Source organism: Reyranella sp. (assembly GCF_052439685.1).
GTDB lineage: Bacteria > Pseudomonadota > Alphaproteobacteria > Reyranellales > Reyranellaceae > Reyranella.
On sequence record NZ_JBQVQG010000005.1, the window covers coordinates 74,274 to 90,536 of the forward strand.

General features: G+C 66.5%; 17 protein-coding genes. 5 read left to right on the plus strand and 12 right to left on the minus strand.

Annotated elements, in window-relative coordinates:
* Nucleotides 1-32: 32 nt before the first annotated feature.
* The 3 genes from ACT6UX_RS08850 to ACT6UX_RS08860 all read right to left on the minus strand — a co-directional run bounded on the left by ACT6UX_RS08850 (nt 33) and on the right by ACT6UX_RS08860 (nt 3,445).
* Nucleotides 33-1,223, minus strand: a complete 1,191-nt coding sequence (locus ACT6UX_RS08850; protein ID WP_444774782.1) for an acyltransferase family protein — start codon at nt 1,221-1,223, stop codon at nt 33-35.
* A gap of 115 nt (nt 1,224-1,338) precedes the next feature.
* Complete coding sequence (locus tag ACT6UX_RS08855; protein ID WP_444774783.1) at nt 1,339-2,187, minus strand: LytR/AlgR family response regulator transcription factor; 849 nt, start codon at nt 2,185-2,187, stop codon at nt 1,339-1,341.
* Complete coding sequence (locus ACT6UX_RS08860) at nt 2,171-3,445, minus strand: alpha/beta fold hydrolase (RefSeq protein ID WP_444774784.1); 1,275 nt, start codon at nt 3,443-3,445, stop codon at nt 2,171-2,173. The genes ACT6UX_RS08855 and ACT6UX_RS08860 overlap by 17 nt, the downstream gene beginning before the upstream one ends.
* 350 nt (nt 3,446-3,795) lie before the next feature.
* Between ACT6UX_RS08860 and phaR the strand changes: the two genes are divergently transcribed.
* Both phaR and ACT6UX_RS08870 read left to right on the plus strand, forming a co-directional pair.
* Nucleotides 3,796-4,446 carry a polyhydroxyalkanoate synthesis repressor PhaR gene (phaR, locus tag ACT6UX_RS08865; RefSeq protein ID WP_444774785.1) on the plus strand — a complete coding sequence of 217 codons (651 nt, stop codon included), beginning with the start codon at nt 3,796-3,798 and terminating at the stop codon, nt 4,444-4,446.
* 7 nt (nt 4,447-4,453) lie between these two features.
* Nucleotides 4,454-4,642 (plus strand): DUF1289 domain-containing protein, encoded by a 189-nt coding sequence (locus ACT6UX_RS08870; protein ID WP_444774786.1) that lies wholly within the window; start codon nt 4,454-4,456, stop codon nt 4,640-4,642.
* Here ACT6UX_RS08870 and ACT6UX_RS08875 read toward each other — a convergent pair.
* The gene (locus ACT6UX_RS08875; RefSeq protein WP_444774787.1) at nt 4,639-5,448 is read right to left on the minus strand and encodes an enoyl-CoA hydratase/isomerase family protein; all 810 of its coding nucleotides are present in this window, start codon (nt 5,446-5,448) and stop codon (nt 4,639-4,641) included. The two genes, ACT6UX_RS08870 and ACT6UX_RS08875, sit on opposite strands and share 4 nt — an antisense overlap.
* Nucleotides 5,449-5,528: 80 nt before the next feature.
* Between ACT6UX_RS08875 and ACT6UX_RS08880 the strand changes: the two genes are divergently transcribed.
* Nucleotides 5,529-7,133 (plus strand): serine hydrolase domain-containing protein, encoded by a 1,605-nt coding sequence (locus ACT6UX_RS08880; protein ID WP_444774788.1) that lies wholly within the window; start codon nt 5,529-5,531, stop codon nt 7,131-7,133.
* Between the two features lie 163 nt (nt 7,134-7,296).
* On the opposite strand, the gene ACT6UX_RS08885 is transcribed toward ACT6UX_RS08880, so the two are convergent.
* The 7 genes from ACT6UX_RS08885 to ACT6UX_RS08915 all read right to left on the minus strand — a co-directional run bounded on the left by ACT6UX_RS08885 (nt 7,297) and on the right by ACT6UX_RS08915 (nt 13,951).
* The gene (locus tag ACT6UX_RS08885) at nt 7,297-8,325 is read right to left on the minus strand and encodes an amino acid ABC transporter substrate-binding protein (protein ID WP_444774789.1); all 1,029 of its coding nucleotides are present in this window, start codon (nt 8,323-8,325) and stop codon (nt 7,297-7,299) included.
* A gap of 55 nt (nt 8,326-8,380) precedes the next feature.
* A complete protein-coding gene (locus tag ACT6UX_RS08890) occupies nt 8,381-9,160 on the minus strand; it encodes a succinate dehydrogenase iron-sulfur subunit (protein ID WP_444774790.1) in 780 nt (259 codons plus the stop codon).
* Nucleotides 9,161-9,192: 32 nt separating this feature from the next.
* Nucleotides 9,193-11,037 (minus strand): succinate dehydrogenase flavoprotein subunit, encoded by a 1,845-nt coding sequence (sdhA, locus tag ACT6UX_RS08895; RefSeq protein ID WP_444774791.1) that lies wholly within the window; start codon nt 11,035-11,037, stop codon nt 9,193-9,195.
* Between the two features lie 3 nt (nt 11,038-11,040).
* Nucleotides 11,041-11,427 (minus strand): succinate dehydrogenase, hydrophobic membrane anchor protein, encoded by a 387-nt coding sequence (sdhD, locus tag ACT6UX_RS08900; RefSeq protein ID WP_444774792.1) that lies wholly within the window; start codon nt 11,425-11,427, stop codon nt 11,041-11,043.
* A 10-nt stretch (nt 11,428-11,437) separates the two neighbouring features.
* Entirely contained in the window at nt 11,438-11,836 is a 399-nt protein-coding gene (gene sdhC, locus ACT6UX_RS08905; RefSeq protein WP_444774793.1) for a succinate dehydrogenase, cytochrome b556 subunit, read from the minus strand.
* Nucleotides 11,837-11,969: 133 nt separating this feature from the next.
* Nucleotides 11,970-13,058 carry a MaoC family dehydratase gene (locus ACT6UX_RS08910; RefSeq protein ID WP_444774794.1) on the minus strand — a complete coding sequence of 363 codons (1,089 nt, stop codon included), beginning with the start codon at nt 13,056-13,058 and terminating at the stop codon, nt 11,970-11,972.
* A gap of 11 nt (nt 13,059-13,069) precedes the next feature.
* The gene (locus tag ACT6UX_RS08915) at nt 13,070-13,951 is read right to left on the minus strand and encodes an HpcH/HpaI aldolase/citrate lyase family protein (RefSeq protein ID WP_444774795.1); all 882 of its coding nucleotides are present in this window, start codon (nt 13,949-13,951) and stop codon (nt 13,070-13,072) included.
* A 68-nt stretch (nt 13,952-14,019) separates the two neighbouring features.
* On the opposite strand from ACT6UX_RS08915, the gene pdxY reads away from it, so the two are divergent.
* A complete protein-coding gene (gene pdxY, locus ACT6UX_RS08920) occupies nt 14,020-14,883 on the plus strand; it encodes a pyridoxal kinase PdxY (RefSeq protein ID WP_444774796.1) in 864 nt (287 codons plus the stop codon).
* Between the two features lie 7 nt (nt 14,884-14,890).
* A complete protein-coding gene (locus ACT6UX_RS08925) occupies nt 14,891-15,586 on the plus strand; it encodes a LysE family translocator (protein ID WP_298318356.1) in 696 nt (231 codons plus the stop codon).
* Between the two features lies 1 nt (nt 15,587).
* On the opposite strand, the gene ACT6UX_RS08930 is transcribed toward ACT6UX_RS08925, so the two are convergent.
* Nucleotides 15,588-16,169, minus strand: coding sequence for a malonic semialdehyde reductase (locus tag ACT6UX_RS08930; RefSeq protein WP_444774797.1), 582 nt, complete (start codon nt 16,167-16,169; stop codon nt 15,588-15,590).
* Nucleotides 16,170-16,263: the final 94 nt, after the last annotated feature.

Here is a 16,263-nt window from a genome sequence, read left to right on the forward strand (position 1 = left end):
AATCCTCCTTGGCAGGCCGCCCTTGGCGATATTTATAGGCCTGCCGCGCGGCGGGGCAAGGACCGCCGCTCGCCTGGAGGGGCGGGCTTCATTCCGAACAGCGGCCGGATCCAGCGCCATGGACGCACCAGGACTGCGTAAATCAGCCAGGTCCCGGTGAAGGTCGCCACGACAGCCGCCATGAAGCCCGCGACCGGCGGCGCACCGATCTTCAGGAGTCCATAGACCGCCACGACCGTCACCGTCTGGTGGATCAGATAGAACGGATAGACCGCCTCGGTCGCCTCGGCGAGGAAGGCTGGCCGCCGGGTCAGGTGGCGGTGCGCGAAGCCGATGATCGCGAACAGCCAGGCCATGACGTTGACCCCCGACAGCAACGCGAAGAGCGGCCGCGCCTCGGGCGCGATGGACGGCCGGACCGTACCCACGAAGTAGCCGGCATAGAGACAGGCATAAGCGAGAACGCCGACCGCCAGCGAGAAGAAGCGCTGGCGCTCCAGCGCCGCCAGCAGATCGGACGAGCCGAAGAGGAAGGCGCCGTAAAGCAGCAGCGCGCCATAGGAGACGAGGCCGTGCCAGTCGCCGACCAGCCCGTTGATGTTCCAGGAGATCGGCGCCAGCCACAGGGTCGAGGCGGCGAGCGGCAGGACCATCGCCCAGTGCAGGCCGAAGTGCGCGGCGGTGCGGCCGGCCCGCGCCCAGGCCGCCTGCCCCGACGCCGACCGGGCCCACAGAAAGACCGGCAACAGTACCAACGTGAGGACGAGGACGTAGGCCACGAACCAGAGGTGGTGCCAACTCAGATTGCCCGCAGGATAGACGCCTCCGAACGCATGCGGCAGCCATTGCAGGAACGAGCCGGTGAACTGGCCGCGATAGAGACGCTCCAGATAGACCTGCGGCGGCACGATCACGACCATGCCGAAGGCCAGCGGCAACAGCAGGCGTTTCAGCCGGTCGCGAACGAAGGCCGATGGGGTGCGGTCGCCGAGCGCCAGCATGATGGCCGCGCCAGAGACCAGGAAGATCAGCGGCATGCGCCAGCGGTTCAGGAAGCGCATGGCCTCGCGCAGTCCCTCGAGACTGTCCGGGCTGGTGACGTGCCAGTTCCAGCCCGACCACGCCATGCCGGCGTGGTAGAAGATCAGCAGGCCGAAGGCGAGCACCCGCAGCCAATCCAGATCGGCACGGCGAAGGGCGGAGGCAGGAACGGCAGGATGCATGTCGGGGCTCCAGGGGGAACCCGTCCGACCTATCCTGCAAACCATTGAGTTCGTGTCGTTTTGTGACGACCGGCGCAGCCGGTGGGACGACCGGCAGGCGCCACGGGACGTCCGGTCAGGCCCTGACGGGCGCCAGGGCCTCGAAGCGCTGCCGATAGCGTCGGCTCAGGTTGACCTTGGCGCCGCTCTGCAGCCGGATGCGCCAGTCGCCGCTCACCCACGGCGTCACCTCGACGACGCGGGCGATGTTCACCAGATGGGACTTGTGCACCCTCACGAACCGTTTGGGATCGAGTTCGCCCTCCAGCCGGGTGAGCGAGGAGCGGATCTCGAACGTCTCGTCGCCGACATGCAGCATGGCGTAATTTCCCGAGGCCTCGATCCAGTCGATGTCGGCGACTTCCACCATCACTTCCCGGCCCTTGCGGCGAACGGCGAATCGCTCGGGCCGCGGTTCCGACGGCGCCGGCTCGGCCCGAGGCGTGGTCTCCACGACCAACGACGGGGCCGGAGGTGACAGATAGTGACGCAAGGCCACCGTGCCGGCGCTCAGCAGGCCATAGGCGATGATGTCCTTGGCGAATTCGTAGAGCATGCGGTCGAAGGTCAGCGGGAAACTGTGCGTCTCGCCCAGGATACCGCCGAACCAAACGAACCGGAGCGCCGCCATGCCGACCGTATGGGCGATGCTGAACGGCACGACCGCCGCGACATGGATGAGCAGGTTGCGCGGACGTTCGGCGATGGGCCAGCGTCGATGGAGCCAGTAGATCGCCGGCACCAGCGCCGCCACCACCAGATGGCTGGAAATCTGGATCGCGAGCGCCGTCCCGTAGGACATCCGCACGCCGCGCGCCGTCTCGTTGGCGATCTCGACATGGGCATGGGCGAACACCGAGACGGTGAGCAGCACCGCCCAGACCGCCGGCACGCGCCAGTCGACGGATCTAGCCGGCGGCGACACGGGCTCGCCGGGACGAAAGCGCCGCCAGCCACTCGATCAAAGGAGTCCAGCAGAGCTCGCGGGCACGCCCGCTGACGACCATGCCGATGTGGCCGAGGGGCAGGTCGATCCGGGTCGTGTTCTTCAGACCCTTCTTCGGGTCCACGAGAGCGGCCGCCGACAACGGCGGCACGATGCGGTCGCCCGACGGAATCATGACCAGCGACGGCAGCTTGATCTTCGACGGCACGACGCGCTTGCCGCCGACGACCCACTGGCCACGGCCCGGCGTGTTCTCCCCGTACCAGTCGACCAGGCATTCGCGGGCCGTCGGGCCGGCGAGCGGCGCGCCGCCGTTCAGCCAGTCCTCGAGCAGGACGAACTCCTTCGCGCTCTCGCCCTTGGGATCGAGCCCCACGAAGCGCCCGAACTTCTTCACCGACAGCCAGGGATCGAGCGACCAGAACAGGGTCTGCAGGATGTCGACCGGCAGTTCGCCCACGCGATCGGCGACCTCCGCGAGCAGCGGGCCGGTCGACAGGAGGAAGGCTTGCCCCGTGCGGTCGGCGTGGAAATCCCATGGCGCCGCCATCAGCGCGAGGCCCGCGACGCGACGCGGCCGGCGCGCCGCCAGGGCCACCGCGAGTGTGCCGCCCATGCAGTAGCCGAGGACCGCCGGCGCCCGACGCGCCCGCCTGGCGACGTAGCCGAGCGCCCGTTCGAGGCGAGCGACATAGGCGGTGGTGTCGAAGCGGCGCTCGTCGTCGTCGGGCGTTCCCCAGTCCACCAGATAGGGCCGCAGCCCCTGCGCCGCCATGGCGCGCAGGAGGCTCTTCTCCGCCGTCAGGTCGAGCACCTCCCAGCGATTGATCAGCGAGGGCACGACCAGAACCGCACGCGTCCCGCGCTTGCGCGCCGCGCGGTCGGTCGCGCCGTAATCGAGCAGGCGCGTATTGCCTTCGCGCCAGACGGCAGGCGGATCGACCAGCGTGCGATGAACGTCGTTGCGTTGATAAGCGAGCACGCCGTCGGCCAGCCGGATCTGGCGCCGACGAATCTCGCGCTGCAGCGCCTGTTCGAACTGGCCGGCGCCGGCCCTGGCTTCGAGCGAGGCGATCTCCGGCAGCAGGGCCGAGAGCGATTCAGGAACCTCGGAGGCGGGCTTCGAGGTCGGCGAGCCTTGCTTCAAGAGACTCCACGCGCTTTCGGAGCTCGCCCACGTCATCAGGGCCGTTCCCAGATGGAGCGGCAGCGGACGGGGACCTAGTCGTGTCTGCATGGGATGCTCCTTGTGCAACCTGCAATGCCGAAGCGACCTGGGAATTCGCGGCCGCGAACAAGCGGGCGATCTGCTCGGTGACCGCCTGATCCGACGCGAGGCCCGCCAGCTGGGCCTGCCACAGATCGAGGTAGCGCCGGGCCAGCCTGTCGAACTCGGCGCCGGAGTCGGTTGTACCAGCCGTCTTGTCGTCGTTTCCGGAGACCATGTCCGCACTATAACGCATAGCCGTGCCAGCGCTGCTTCCATCGGCGAAGGCCGGGTTGTCGCACTGCGGCATCGGCGCTAAGGTGCCCGTCCCTGAGTAAACGAGCGTTCACAGCGCGCGGGAGCTAGAGGAGCGAAGCGTAATGGCCGACCAGGCAGTACCCGACGGCGGACCGAAAGCGGCGCCGGTGGTGATCAAGAAGTACGCGAACAGGCGGCTCTACAATACCGCGACCTCGGCCTATGTGACGCTGGATCATCTGTCCCAGATGGTGAAGGACAAGACCGACTTCGTCGTCTACGACGCCAAGACCGGCGACGAGATCACGCGCTCGGTGCTGACGCAGATCATCTTCGAGGAAGAGAGCAAGGGCGGCCAGACGCTGCTGCCGATCCCGTTCCTGCGCCAGCTCATCTCCTTCTACGGCGACAGCCTGCAGGGCGTGGTGCCGCAATATCTCGAAATGTCGATGACGCAGTTCGCCCGCAACCAGGACCAGATGCGGCGCTACATGCAGAATGCCTTCGGCTTCAATCCGTTCCAGCAGTTCGAGTCGATGGGCAAGCAGAACATGGCGATGTTCGAGAACGCCATGCGGATGTTCAACCCGTTCGGCACGGGGCCCGGCGGCCAGCCCGATGGCCAGGCCTCGCCGCCGGCAGCGGCGAACGGCCACGAGGCGCCCAAGCCTTCGGAAACTTCGGCAGCCTCCGGCGAAACGGCGATCGACGACCTGAAGCGCAAGCTCGACGAGTTGCAGAGCCAACTCGCGGAACTCGGCAAGAAGCCCTGACCGCTCCATGACGTCGTCGCCATCGTCCATGGTCCGTCGCGTGATGTCGCCCTGCATCGGCATCTGCAAGCTCGATCAGAAGAGCGGCCTTTGCCTCGGCTGCCGGCGCACGATCGACGAGATCGGCCGCTGGGCGATGCTCGACGATCCCGCGCGCCAAGCCATCGTCGACCAGCTGCCGACCCGGAAGTTCTAACGTCCCTTGAACGACGGCTTGCGCTTCTCGCGGAAGGCCGCGGTGCCTTCCTTGTAGTCCTCGGTCAGGCCGGTCAGCACGTTCTGGTCGGCATCCATGTGGCTGCCGAGATCGTCGAGCGCATGGGCAAGGCGGTTGACGGTGGTCTTGGTCATGCGCACCGGAATCGGCGGCTGGCGCGCGATGCGTTCGGCGAACGCCATCGACGCGGCGAGCGCCTGGCCGTCGTCCACGACGTTCTCGACCAGGCCCCAGTCGAGCGCCTCAGCCGCACCGATCCGGTCGGACGCCAGGATCACCGCCTGCTTGGTGCGCGCCGGGCCCATCAGCGCCAGCATCCGCGGGATCGAGCCCCAGCTCATGTTCATGCCCAGCTCGATTTCGGGAATGCGGAAATGCGCCGAGCGGCCGCAGGTGCGGAAGTCCAGCGACACGACCAGCGCCGCGCCGCCGCCGATGCAGTGACCCTCGATCGCGGCAATCGTGATCTGGTCCATGTCCTGCCACGCCTTGCACATCTTCGGCCCCAGACGTTGGCGATGGATGCGCTCGCCGATCGGCAGGCCGTCGCGGGCACGGCCGTCTGTGTCCTTGAGGTCGAAGCCGGCGGAGAAGGCCTTGGATGAGCCCGTCAGGATCACGACCGAGGTTTCGAGATCATCCTCGAACGCGCGCGGCACGTCGCGCAGCTCGCGCATCGCCTGCTGGCTCAGCGCATTGATGTTGTCGCCGCGGTCGAAACGCACGACGGCGATGCGCCCCTGCGGGCCCAGCCCCTTCTCGATCCTGACGAACTGACGATCCATCGTGCGTTTCCTTCCGACTCTTTGCGCAAGCCTAACGGCTCGCCTTTACAAGGGCGAGCCGCTTCGATTGACTGGCCTGCATGTCGAAAGCCATTGAATCCGCCGTCTTCGAGCGCCGCGTCAACGCGTTGTTTGCCCCTTACACCAAGCCCGGTTCGCCCGGCGCCGTCGTCGGCGTGATGCGCGGCGGCGGGATCGAGTTCTGCAAGGGCTTCGGCCTGGCCAGCATCGAGCTCGGCGTGCCGATCCGGCCCGACACCCGCTTCCGCATCGCCTCGGTGAGCAAGCAGTTCACGGTGACGGCCGCCCTGATGCTGGCGGCCGAAGGCAAGCTCAAGCTCTCCGATCCGCCGCACAAATACCTGCCCGAGCTGCCGCCGCTGCCGGTCACGATCGACCAGATGATGCGCAATTCGAGCGGCCTGCCCGATTTCCTCGAGCTGCTGCGACTGGGCGGTCACGGGCTCGACAAGCCGGCGCGGCCCGAGGACCTGTTCGATGCCTGCACGCGCAACCGACATCTCAATTTCGCGCCGGGCAGCCGCTTCCTCTACAGCAACACCAATTTCCTGCTGCTCGGCCTGATCGTCGAGAAGCTTGCGGCCAAGAAGCTGGGCGAGGTCCTGGCCGAACGAATCTTCAAGCCGCTCGGCATGGCGCAGACCTCTCTGGTCGCCGAGATCGACGCCGTGATCCCGAACCTCGCCACCGGCTATCTCGGGGACCGCGAGCAGGGCTTCCGCCGTGCCGCCCATGCCTATCCGCAGGGTGGCGAAGGCGGCCTCACCTCGACCGTCGAGGATCTGCTGATCTGGAGCCGGCACTTCGACAAGCCAATCCTGGGCAAGACGATTCCCACCCAGCTCACCGCCATCGCCGGGCTCACCGGCGGCCATGCCAACAACTACCGCCGCGGCGTCGCGGTCGAGGAGCTGCGTGGCCTGCAGACGGTCGGCCATGGCGGCCTGTGGCCGGGCTTCCGCACGGAGTTCCTGCGCGTGCCGAAGGCCGGGCTGACCGTCGTGGTCATCGCCAATCTGGGCAGCATCGATCCGTGGCGGCGCGCCCGCACCATCGCGGCGCTCGCCCTGGAAGACGACAGGAGGATGAAGCCGGCCCTGCCGCCGATCACGGCGGCAGAGATCAAGCCGCTCGCCGGGACCTGGTTCAACGCGGCGGAACCGTCGCTGTTCGACCTGGCCTGGCGCAACGGCGAGGCGGTCGTGACACAGAATGGCATGCCCTTCGCGCTGGGCCGCCGTGCCGGCGGCTGGCTGGCGGCCGAACGCGGCTCCTACGAATTCGCCCTGAAGCCCGGCCCCAAGGGCACGCTCAAGGTCGATCTCGGCGCCGGGCGCATCGTCACCTTCGACACGCTCGCCAAGCGCGCGGCCGTACCGGCCGACCTCGCCGGCACCTATGTCTCGTCCGACTGCTCTGCAGTGTGGCGCATCACGCGCGACGGCAAGGACTGGACGATGGAAGTCGGCGGACCGTTGATCTCGGGCGGTGCGACGTGGATCGTGCGCGGCCTCGACGCCGACACGGTGGAGGTCGAATCGCCGGGCAGCTGGATCAAGGCCACCCAGCTCGCCCATCTGGTCCGCGACCGCGACGGCAAAATCGCCGCGCTCGAGGTCTCGACCGGCCGCATCAAGAAGATGCGGTTCGATCTCACGCCGTGAAGCTCTCAAAAAATAAAACCGTCGTCTCGACCGGAGCCGAGCGCAGCGAGGCGGAGCGGAGAGACCTTCGTTCCACCAAAAGCCGGCTAATTGGGGAGAGAAGGTCTCTCCACTCCGCGCTGCGCGCTACGGTCGAGACGACGGAAATTTTTTGAACTCCAAATCAGCGGAACGGGATCGCGTACATCAGGCCGCCGTTGGTCCACAGCGCGTTCTGGCCGCGCTCGAGCTTGAGCGCCGTGGCCGGGCCGACATGGCGGTCGTAGCTCTCGCCGTAGTTACCGACCTGCTTGATGACGTTGTACATCCACTTCTCGTCGACACCGGCGGCCTTGCCGAAGCCCGGCGTGACACCGAGGAAACGCTTCACCGCGGGATCGTCGCTCTTCAGCATCTCGTCGACGTTCTTGGACGTGATGCCCATCTCCTCGGCCTCGATCATCCCCATCAGGGTCCATTTCACGAGATCGAACCACTGGTCGTCGCCGTGGCGCACGATCGGGCCGAGCGGTTCCTTGGAGATGCGCTCGGGCAGGATGACATGCTCGCCCTTGCCCGCAAGCTGGCCCGCGCGCACCGCGGCGAGCCCCGACGCGTCGGTCGTATAGGTGTCGCAGCGGCCTGACGCATAGGCCTGCAGCAGCTCGTCGAGCTTCTCGATCAGCACCGGCTTGAAGGTCATCTTGTTCTTGCGGAAATAGTCCGCGAGGTTGAGCTCGGTCGTCGTGCCCGGCTGGACGCAGACCGTGGCGCCGTTCAGATCCTTGGCGCTCTTGATGTTGCTCTTGGCCGGCACGATGAAGCCCTGGCCGTCGTAGAAATTCACGCCGGCGATGTTGAAGCCGAGCGAGGTGTCGCGCAGCAGTGTCTGCGTCGCGTTGCGGGTGATGGCGTCGACCTCGCCCGACTGCAGGGCGACGAAGCGCTGCTGGGAGGTGGTGGGGGTGAACTTGACCTTTTCGGCGTCGCCGAACATCGCCGCGGCGATCGCCTTGCAGAGATCGACGTCGAGGCCGGTCCATTTGCCCTGGCTGTCGGCGAAGGAGAAGCCGGCCAGCCCCGTGTTGACCGCGCACTGGACGAAGCCCTTGGCCTTGACCGCGTCGAAGGTCTGGCCGGCCGACGCCGGCCCCGTTGCAAGTGCTAGCGACCCTGCGAGCGCGGCCGCTACGGTGATGGATTTGAATGACATTGCTGAAGCCCCCTTTTATCTCCCGGTGGCTTCAGCATAGCAAAAGACGCGCCGCCTAGATGGTGCGCTCGACCATCAGCTTCTTGATCTCGGCGATCGCCTTGGCCGGATTCAGGCTCTTCGGGCAGGTCTTGGTGCAGTTCATGATCGTGTGGCAGCGATAGAGCCGGAACGGATCCTCGAGATTGTCGAGGCGCTCGCCCTTGGCTTCGTCGCGGCTGTCGGCGATCCAGCGATAGGCCTGCAGCAGGATGGCCGGCCCCAGATAGCGGTCGCCGTTCCACCAGTAGCTGGGGCACGAGGTCGAGCAGCAGAAGCACAGGATGCACTCCCACAGGCCGTCGAGCTTGGCGCGCTCCTCCGGCGACTGCAGGCGCTCGCGCGTCGGCGGCTGGGTGGAAGACTTCAGCCACGGCTCGATCGAGGTGAGCTGGGCGTAGGGCACGTTGAGGTCGGGCACCAGATCGCGGACCACCGGCATGTGCGGCAGCGGGTAGATCTTGATGTCGCCCTTCATCTCGTCGATGAACTTGGTGCAGGCCAGCGTGTTGGTGCCGTCGATGTTCATCGCGCACGAACCGCACACACCCTCGCGGCAGGAACGCCGGAAGGTGAGCGAGCTGTCCATCTCGTTCTTGATCTTGATCAGCGCGTCGAGAACCATCGGCCCGCAGGTGTCCATGTCGACTTCGTAGGTGTCGACGGACGGGTTCTTCCCGTCCTCCGGGGTCCAGCGGTAGACCTTGAACTTCCGGATGTTCTTGGCGCCCGCCGGAGCGGCGTAGGTCTGGCCGACGCCGACCTTGGAATTGGCGGGAAGAGTGAACTCGGCCATTTGGTCCTCTCGAACTCAGTACACGCGGGCGGTTAGTACACGCGGGCTTTTGGCGGGAACGACTGGACGTCGTTGCTCATCGGCTGCAGGTTGACCGGACGATAGTCGATGCGGGTCTTGCCGGTCTTCTCGTCGACCCAGACGACCGTGTGCTTCAGCCATTCCTTATCGTCGCGGCTCGGAAAGTCTTCCTGCGCGTGGGCGCCGCGGCTTTCCTTGCGGTTGGCGGCCGAGCGGATCGTGCCCTGCGCCTGGAGGATCAGGTTCTCGAACTCCAGCGTCTCCATGAGATCGGAGTTCCAGATCATCGAGCGGTCCTTGACCTTGATGTCGTCCTTGCCGGCGAACACCTTGTCCATGTTGACGCAGCCCTCGTCGAGGGTCTTGGTCGTGCGGAACACCGCGCAGTCGTTCTGCATGGTCTTCTGCATCATGGCGCGCAGCTGGGCGGTCGACGTGCCGCCGTTGGCGTGGCGGGCCTTGTCGAGGCGGGCGATCGCCTCCTCTCCGGCGCGCGGCATGTCCTTGTGCGGCTGGCCCGGCGTCATCTGCTCGGCCACGCGATTGGCAGCGGAGCGGCCGAAAACGACCAGTTCGAGCAGCGAGTTGGAGCCGAGACGGTTGGCACCATGGACGCCGATCGAGGCGGCCTCGCCCAGCGCCATCAGGCCGGGCACGACGGTGTTGGGATTGCCGTCCTTCACCGTCATGACTTCGCAGTGATAGTTCGCCGGGATGCCGCCCATGTTGTAGTGGCAGGTCGGCAGGATCGGAATCGGCTGGCGGGTGACGTCGACGCCGGCGAAGATGCGCGCGGTCTCGGCGATGCCCGGCAGGCGCTCGTGGATGATCTTCGGATCGAGATGCTCGACGTGCAGCTCGATGTAATCCTTGTTCGGACCGCAGCCTCGGCCCTCGCGAATCTCGACGGTCATCGAGCGGCTCACGACGTCGCGCGAGGCCAGATCCTTGGCCGACGGCGCATAACGCTCCATGAAGCGCTCGCCGCTCGAGTTGGTGACGTAGCCACCTTCGCCGCGCACGCCCTCGGTGATGAGGCAGCCCGCGCCGTAGACGCCGGTCGGATGGAACTGCACGAACTCGAGGTCCTGCAGCGGCAGGCCGGCACGCAGCGCCATGGCGCCACCGTCACCGGTGCAGGTGTGGGCCGAGGTCGCCGTCTGGTAGACGCGGCCGTAGCCGCCGGTCGCCAGCACCACCTTGTGGGCGCGGAAGCGATGGATCGTGCCGTCGTCGAGGTTCCAGGCCATGACGCCGCGGCACACGCCTTCGTCCATGATCAGGTCGAGGGCGAAATACTCGATGAAGAACTCGGCGTGGTTCCGTAGCGATTGCTGGTAGAGCGTGTGCAGGATCGCGTGGCCGGTGCGGTCGGCGGCGGCGCAGGTGCGCTGGGCGATGCCCTTGCCGTACTCCGTCGTCATGCCGCCGAACGGGCGCTGGTAGATCTTGCCCTCGGGCGTGCGGCTGAACGGCACGCCGTAATGCTCGAGCTCGATGATCGCGCCGATGCCGTCGCGGCACATATATTCGATCGCGTCCTGGTCGCCGAGCCAGTCGGAGCCCTTGACCGTGTCGTACATGTGCCAGCGCCAGTCGTCCGGGCCCATGTTGCCCAGCGCCGCGGAGATGCCGCCCTGCGCCGCCACGGTGTGGCTGCGGGTCGGGAACACCTTGGTGATGCAGGCCGTCTTGAAGCCCTTGTTGGCCATGCCGAAGGTCGCGCGAAGACCGGCGCCACCGGCACCGACGATGACCACGTCGTATTCGTGGTCGATCACCTTGTACGCGGTGTTACCGATGTTGACGGTACCCGCGACGGGCGGGTTGCTCTTGCCGCTGCTCGCCTCGGCCATGACTTAGCCTCCGAATCCAATACGCATGATGGCCACGACGGCAGCCAGCCCGAACAAGACCGCGATAAACTTCACCGCCACGATCAGCGCCAGCTTGGCGCCGTCATTGTGGACATAGTCCTCGATCACGACTTGGAGGCCGAGCTGGCCATGATGCAGTCCGATGACGATCGTCAGGATCAGCAGCACCATCGCGACCGGCGATCCGATCCAGGCACGCACCATGCCGTAGTCGGCACCGCTCATCGTTACGAGCGAGATGGCGAACCAGATCACGAGCGGGATCAGGGCGAGCGCCGTCAGGCGCTGCACCCAGAAGTGATGTACGCCGCTCTTGGCCGAGCCGAGGCCGCGCGCGCGATTGAGGGGGCTTCTGAGATCGCTGTTCATCCGTCGCTCCTCAGATCAGCCGCAGGCCGACGATCCACGAGATCGCCGTCACCACGAGGGAAGCCACCACGACCAGCCAGCCGCTGCGATAAGCGTCCTTAATCTCGAAGCCGTAGCCCGCATCCCAGAAGAGATGCCGGATGCCGTTGAACAGGTGGAAGAACATGCAGAACAGCCAGCCGCCCAGCACGAAGCGGCCGACGATCGAACTGTTGAAGCCCTGGAACTTCGCATAGGTCTCGGGGCCCGCAGACGCGCACATCACCCAGACGGCGAGATAGAGCACCCCCACCGACAACGCGATGCCTGTGGCGCGATGCAGGATTGAAAGCATGGAGGTGAGCTGCGGTCGATAGACCTGCAGATGCGGAGAAAGCGGCCGATGCACCGGCCGGTTGGCGACGCTCATCCGGAATGACCTCTAATGCCGATATCGGCTGGCGCTGTTTTTAGCGCGCAGCCGCATCAAGTCAACGAATGTCGGCGTTGCGTGGCGTTAAGTCCCGGATTTGCAAGCGGGAATCCGCCTGCCGGGCGGTCGGCTAGGCTTTGCGCCTCGGCATCAGCAGCCAATAGTCGAGATCGAGCACCACCGCCGGATGGTATTTGCCATCCGCACCCTTGCCCGGCCACTCGCCACACGGGCAATCCTTCGCCGCAATGCTTCTCATTCGCAGAGCGCCAACATCGTCGCGACCCGGCAACGGCGCGGTCTCCAGCACTTCGGACCAGGCATAGATCGTGTCACCTCCAAAGGTCGGGGCAACGTGACTGCCGGCGTTGAAGGCGGCGACCCGGAAACCGTTGGCCAGCCCGTTGAACGACAGCGCGCGCATCAGCGAGATCACGTGACCGCCGTAGGCGAGACGGCGGCCAAAGCGCGTCTGCTTGCCGGCGAAAGCGTCGAAATGCACGCGTGCGGTATTCTGGTAGAGCCGCGTCGAGAACATGTGGTCGGAGTCCTCGAGCGTGAGGCCGCTCACATGGTCGATGCGCTCGCCCGGCGCGTAATCTTCCCAGCGATGCGACGAACCGGCCGCGCCGTCGTCATAGCCTGCGAGCGAGAGGCCGGCAGGCACCACGAGATCCTCCGGCTTCACCGCCGGTGCGGTCTTCGGCACGAGGGGCGCCTGCACCGGCGCCTCGGGATCGCGCTTGTGCACCATCACCCAGCGCACATAGTCGAGCACCATTTCGCCCTTCTGGTTGACGCCGGTCGAGCGCACCCAGACGACGCCGCTGGTCTTGTTCGAATTCTCGCGCAGGCCCAGCACGGTCGACTTCGCCGACAGCGTGTCGCCCGGATAGACCGGCACGCCCCAGCGGAACTCGGCGTAGCCGAGATTGGCGACGGCATTCAGCGAGATGTCCGGGACCGTCTTGCCGATCACCACATGGAAGACGAGCATGTCGTCGAGCGGCGCGCGCGGCAGGCCGATTGCCTGGGCAAACACGTCCGAAGAGTTGATGGCGAAGCGCGAACCGTAGAGCGCGATGTTCAGCGCCGCATCGGCCTCGGTCAGCGTCCGCGGCGTGGCATGGTGGAATTCCTGCCCGACGCGGAAATCCTCGAAGAAGTTGCCGTTGTTGGTCTTGCTGGTGCTGGTCTTGCCAGTGCTCTTGGGGCTCATGCTCGTGGGACTCATGGGGCGGCCTGCAGTTCCTTGATCGCGGTGGCGAGCGCCAGCGCGCGCTCGGCCTGATCGACGTGAAGGTTCTCGATCATGCGCCCGTCGACGGTGACGACGCCCTTGCCTTCGGCCTGCGCCGCCTTGAACGCCGTCACGATCTTGGCCGCCATTTCCAGTTCGGCCGCGGAGGGCGCGAACACCTCGTTGCAGGGCTCGACCTGCGTGGGATGGATCAGCGTCTTGCCGTCGAAGCCCATCTCCAGCCCCTGCTGGCAGACGGCGCGGAAGCCTTCGGCATCCTGGATGTCGTTATAGACGCCATCGAGGATGGTGAGACCGTGGGCGCGGGCGGCAAGCATGCCGAGGCCAAGCGCCGTGATCATCGGCAGGCGCATCGGCGTGTGGCGCGCGCGCATGTCCTTCACCAGATCGTTGGTGCCCATGATGAAGAGGGTGAGCCGCGGATGGGCGCCCGCCACCTCTTCGGCGCGCAGGATGCCCTTCGGCGTTTCCATCATCGCCCAGACCGCCATCGACTCGGGCGCGCCGGCAGCATCGAGCAGGCCGATGACGCTCGCCACCTCAGCCGCGCTCTCGACCTTCGGCACCACGACCGCATCGGCGCCCGACTTGGCGATCGCGGTGATGTCGGCCGCGCCCCAAGGCGTCGCGAGACCGTTGCAGCGGATCGCGATCTCGCGCTTGCCGTAGCCCCTGCTCTGCGCCGCGGCCACCACATTGGCGCGCGCTGCCTCCTTGGCATCGGGCGCCACCGCGTCCTCGAGGTCGAAGATCAGCGCATCGGCCGGCAGGGTGCGCGCCTTTTCCAGTGCACGCGTATTGGCGCCGGGCATGTAGAGCACGCTGCGGCGCGGACGGACGGACTTCGACATCTCTAGGCCTCCCCGAAAACGCGGCGGACTATAATGACGGCCTTCCTTGTGGCAAGGTGGCGCCGGCCATGCGCTTCCTCTCCCTCCAGAGCCATGTCGCCTACGGCTACGTCGGCAATCGTGCAGCTGCCTTTCCCCTGCAACGATTGGGCCACGAAGTCTGGGCGGTGAACACGGTCGAATTCTCGAACCACACGGGCTATGGCGCCTGGCGCGGTCGCGCGGCCTCGGCGGAGCAGGTCGCAGAGATCGTGCAGGGCATCGAAGCGTTGGGTCAATTCTCGCGCTGCGATGGCTTGCTTACGGGATATGTGGGTGACGCGGCGCTGGCCGATGTCGTCCTGGATACCGCACGCCGTGTGCGGGCGGCCAATCCGCGCGCCGTCTGGTGCTGCGATCCGGTCCTGGGCGACATCGACACCGGCATCTACGTCAAGCCGGGCATTGATACCTTCTTCCGCGATCGCGCGATTCCGGCCGCCGACCTCGTGACACCCAACCATTTCGAGCTCGAACACCTGACCGGCCGCACCGTCTCGACCATGGACGAGGCGCTGGCGGCCGCGCGCACCCTGCTCCAGGGAGAGCGCCGGGGCCCGCGGCTCGCCCTGATCACCAGCCTGCGCCGCGCCGATGCCCCGCCGGACACGATCGAGATGGTGGCGGTGACGCGCGAGACCGCCTGGCGCGTGGCAACGCCGATGATCGGCTTCGAGATCGCCCCGAATGGCACTGGCGATGCCGTCGCCGCCCTCTTCACCGCGCACTGGATCTCGGGCGACGAGATTGCGGACGCGCTCGGCAAGGCCGCTTCGTCGATCTTCGCGGTGCTGGAAGCCACACATGCGATGGGCGAGCGCGAACTGCAGCTGGTGGCGGCCCAGGACCGGCTGGTCGCACCGCCGCGTGCGTTCAGGGCCGAGAAGCTGTAGGCGCGCGATGACCGTGCCCGGTTTCGTGTTCAACCCTCTTGCGCTCGCCATCGAAGGGGCGGCGATCGGTTTCCTGATCGCCGTGCCGGTCGGGCCGGCGGCCGTGCTCTGCATGCGGCGTTCCATCACCGTCGGCGCCATGGCCGGCTACATGACCGGCATCGGCGCGGCGCTGGGTGACGCGGTGTTCGGCGCGGTGGCGGCGTTCGGCCTGTCCTTCGTGCAGCAGTTCGTGATCGAGCGCGAAGCCTGGCTGCTGGGGATCGGCGGCCTCGTGCTGGTGATCATGGGCTGGACCACGATGCGCCATCGGCCGCGCAATGTCGGCGATCCCGTCGCCGACGACCGCGAGCACCAGTTCTCGACGCACTTCCACTATGCCAGTTCGAGCTTCTTCATCACGGTGTTCAATCCTCTCACCGTGATGGCCTTCGGCGCCGCCTTCGCCGGCCGCAACCTGGCCGGCGTCGGCGCGAGCCTGCCCGACGCCACCCTGTTGGTCGCCGCCGTGTTCTGCGGCGCGCTGGCCTGGTGGACGATCATCTGCACGGCGTCGGTGGCGCTGCGCGGCCGCTTCACCGGCGCCGGGCTGCTGTGGCTCAACCGCGGGTCCGGCGCCATCATCCTGGGCTTCGGGCTGGCGGCCTTGATTTCCCTGCTGCCGCTGCCCTGGAAGAAGATCGGCGCCTTCTTCGGGATCTAGCTCAGACGATCTTGCAGACCTCGTCGAATTCGAAACGCGGGCTGCGCGCGAACACCTTCGAGTGATCGCCGAAGCCGATGTTGCACAGGAAGTTCGTCTTGAACTTGCCGTCGGGAAAGAACGCCGCGTCGACCTTGGCATTGTCGAAGCCGCTCATGGCACCGCAGTCGAGACCCAGCGCGCGGGCCGCGACGATCAGGTAGGCGCCCTGCAGGGTGCCGTTGCGGAAGGCAGTCGGCTCGGCCGCCGGCTTGCCCTTGAACCAGTGGATGGCGGTCTGGTCATGAGGGAACATCCGCGGCAGGTGTTCGAAGAACTCTGGATCGTAGGCGAGGATCGCCGTCACCGGCGCGGTCATCGTCTTTTCGGTGTTGCCCGCGCTCAGCGCCGGCTTGAGCTTCTCCTTGCCCTCCTTGGTGCGCACGAACACGATCCGCGCGGGCTGGCAGTTGGCCGAGGTCGGGCCCCATTTCATGAGATCGTAGATCGCGTGCAGCTGGTCGTCGGTCACCGGCTTGTCGAGCCAGCCATTGTGCGTGCGGGCGTCGCGGAAGATGGTGGCAAGCGCCTTGTCGTCGAGCATTAAAATCCCCTCAGGTGTTGGTGAACCGTAGCGAAGCGCCGTCGCGCGGTCGAGACGCCGCGGCGTGAGCGAGTTACGGTTTCGGAACCCGCCC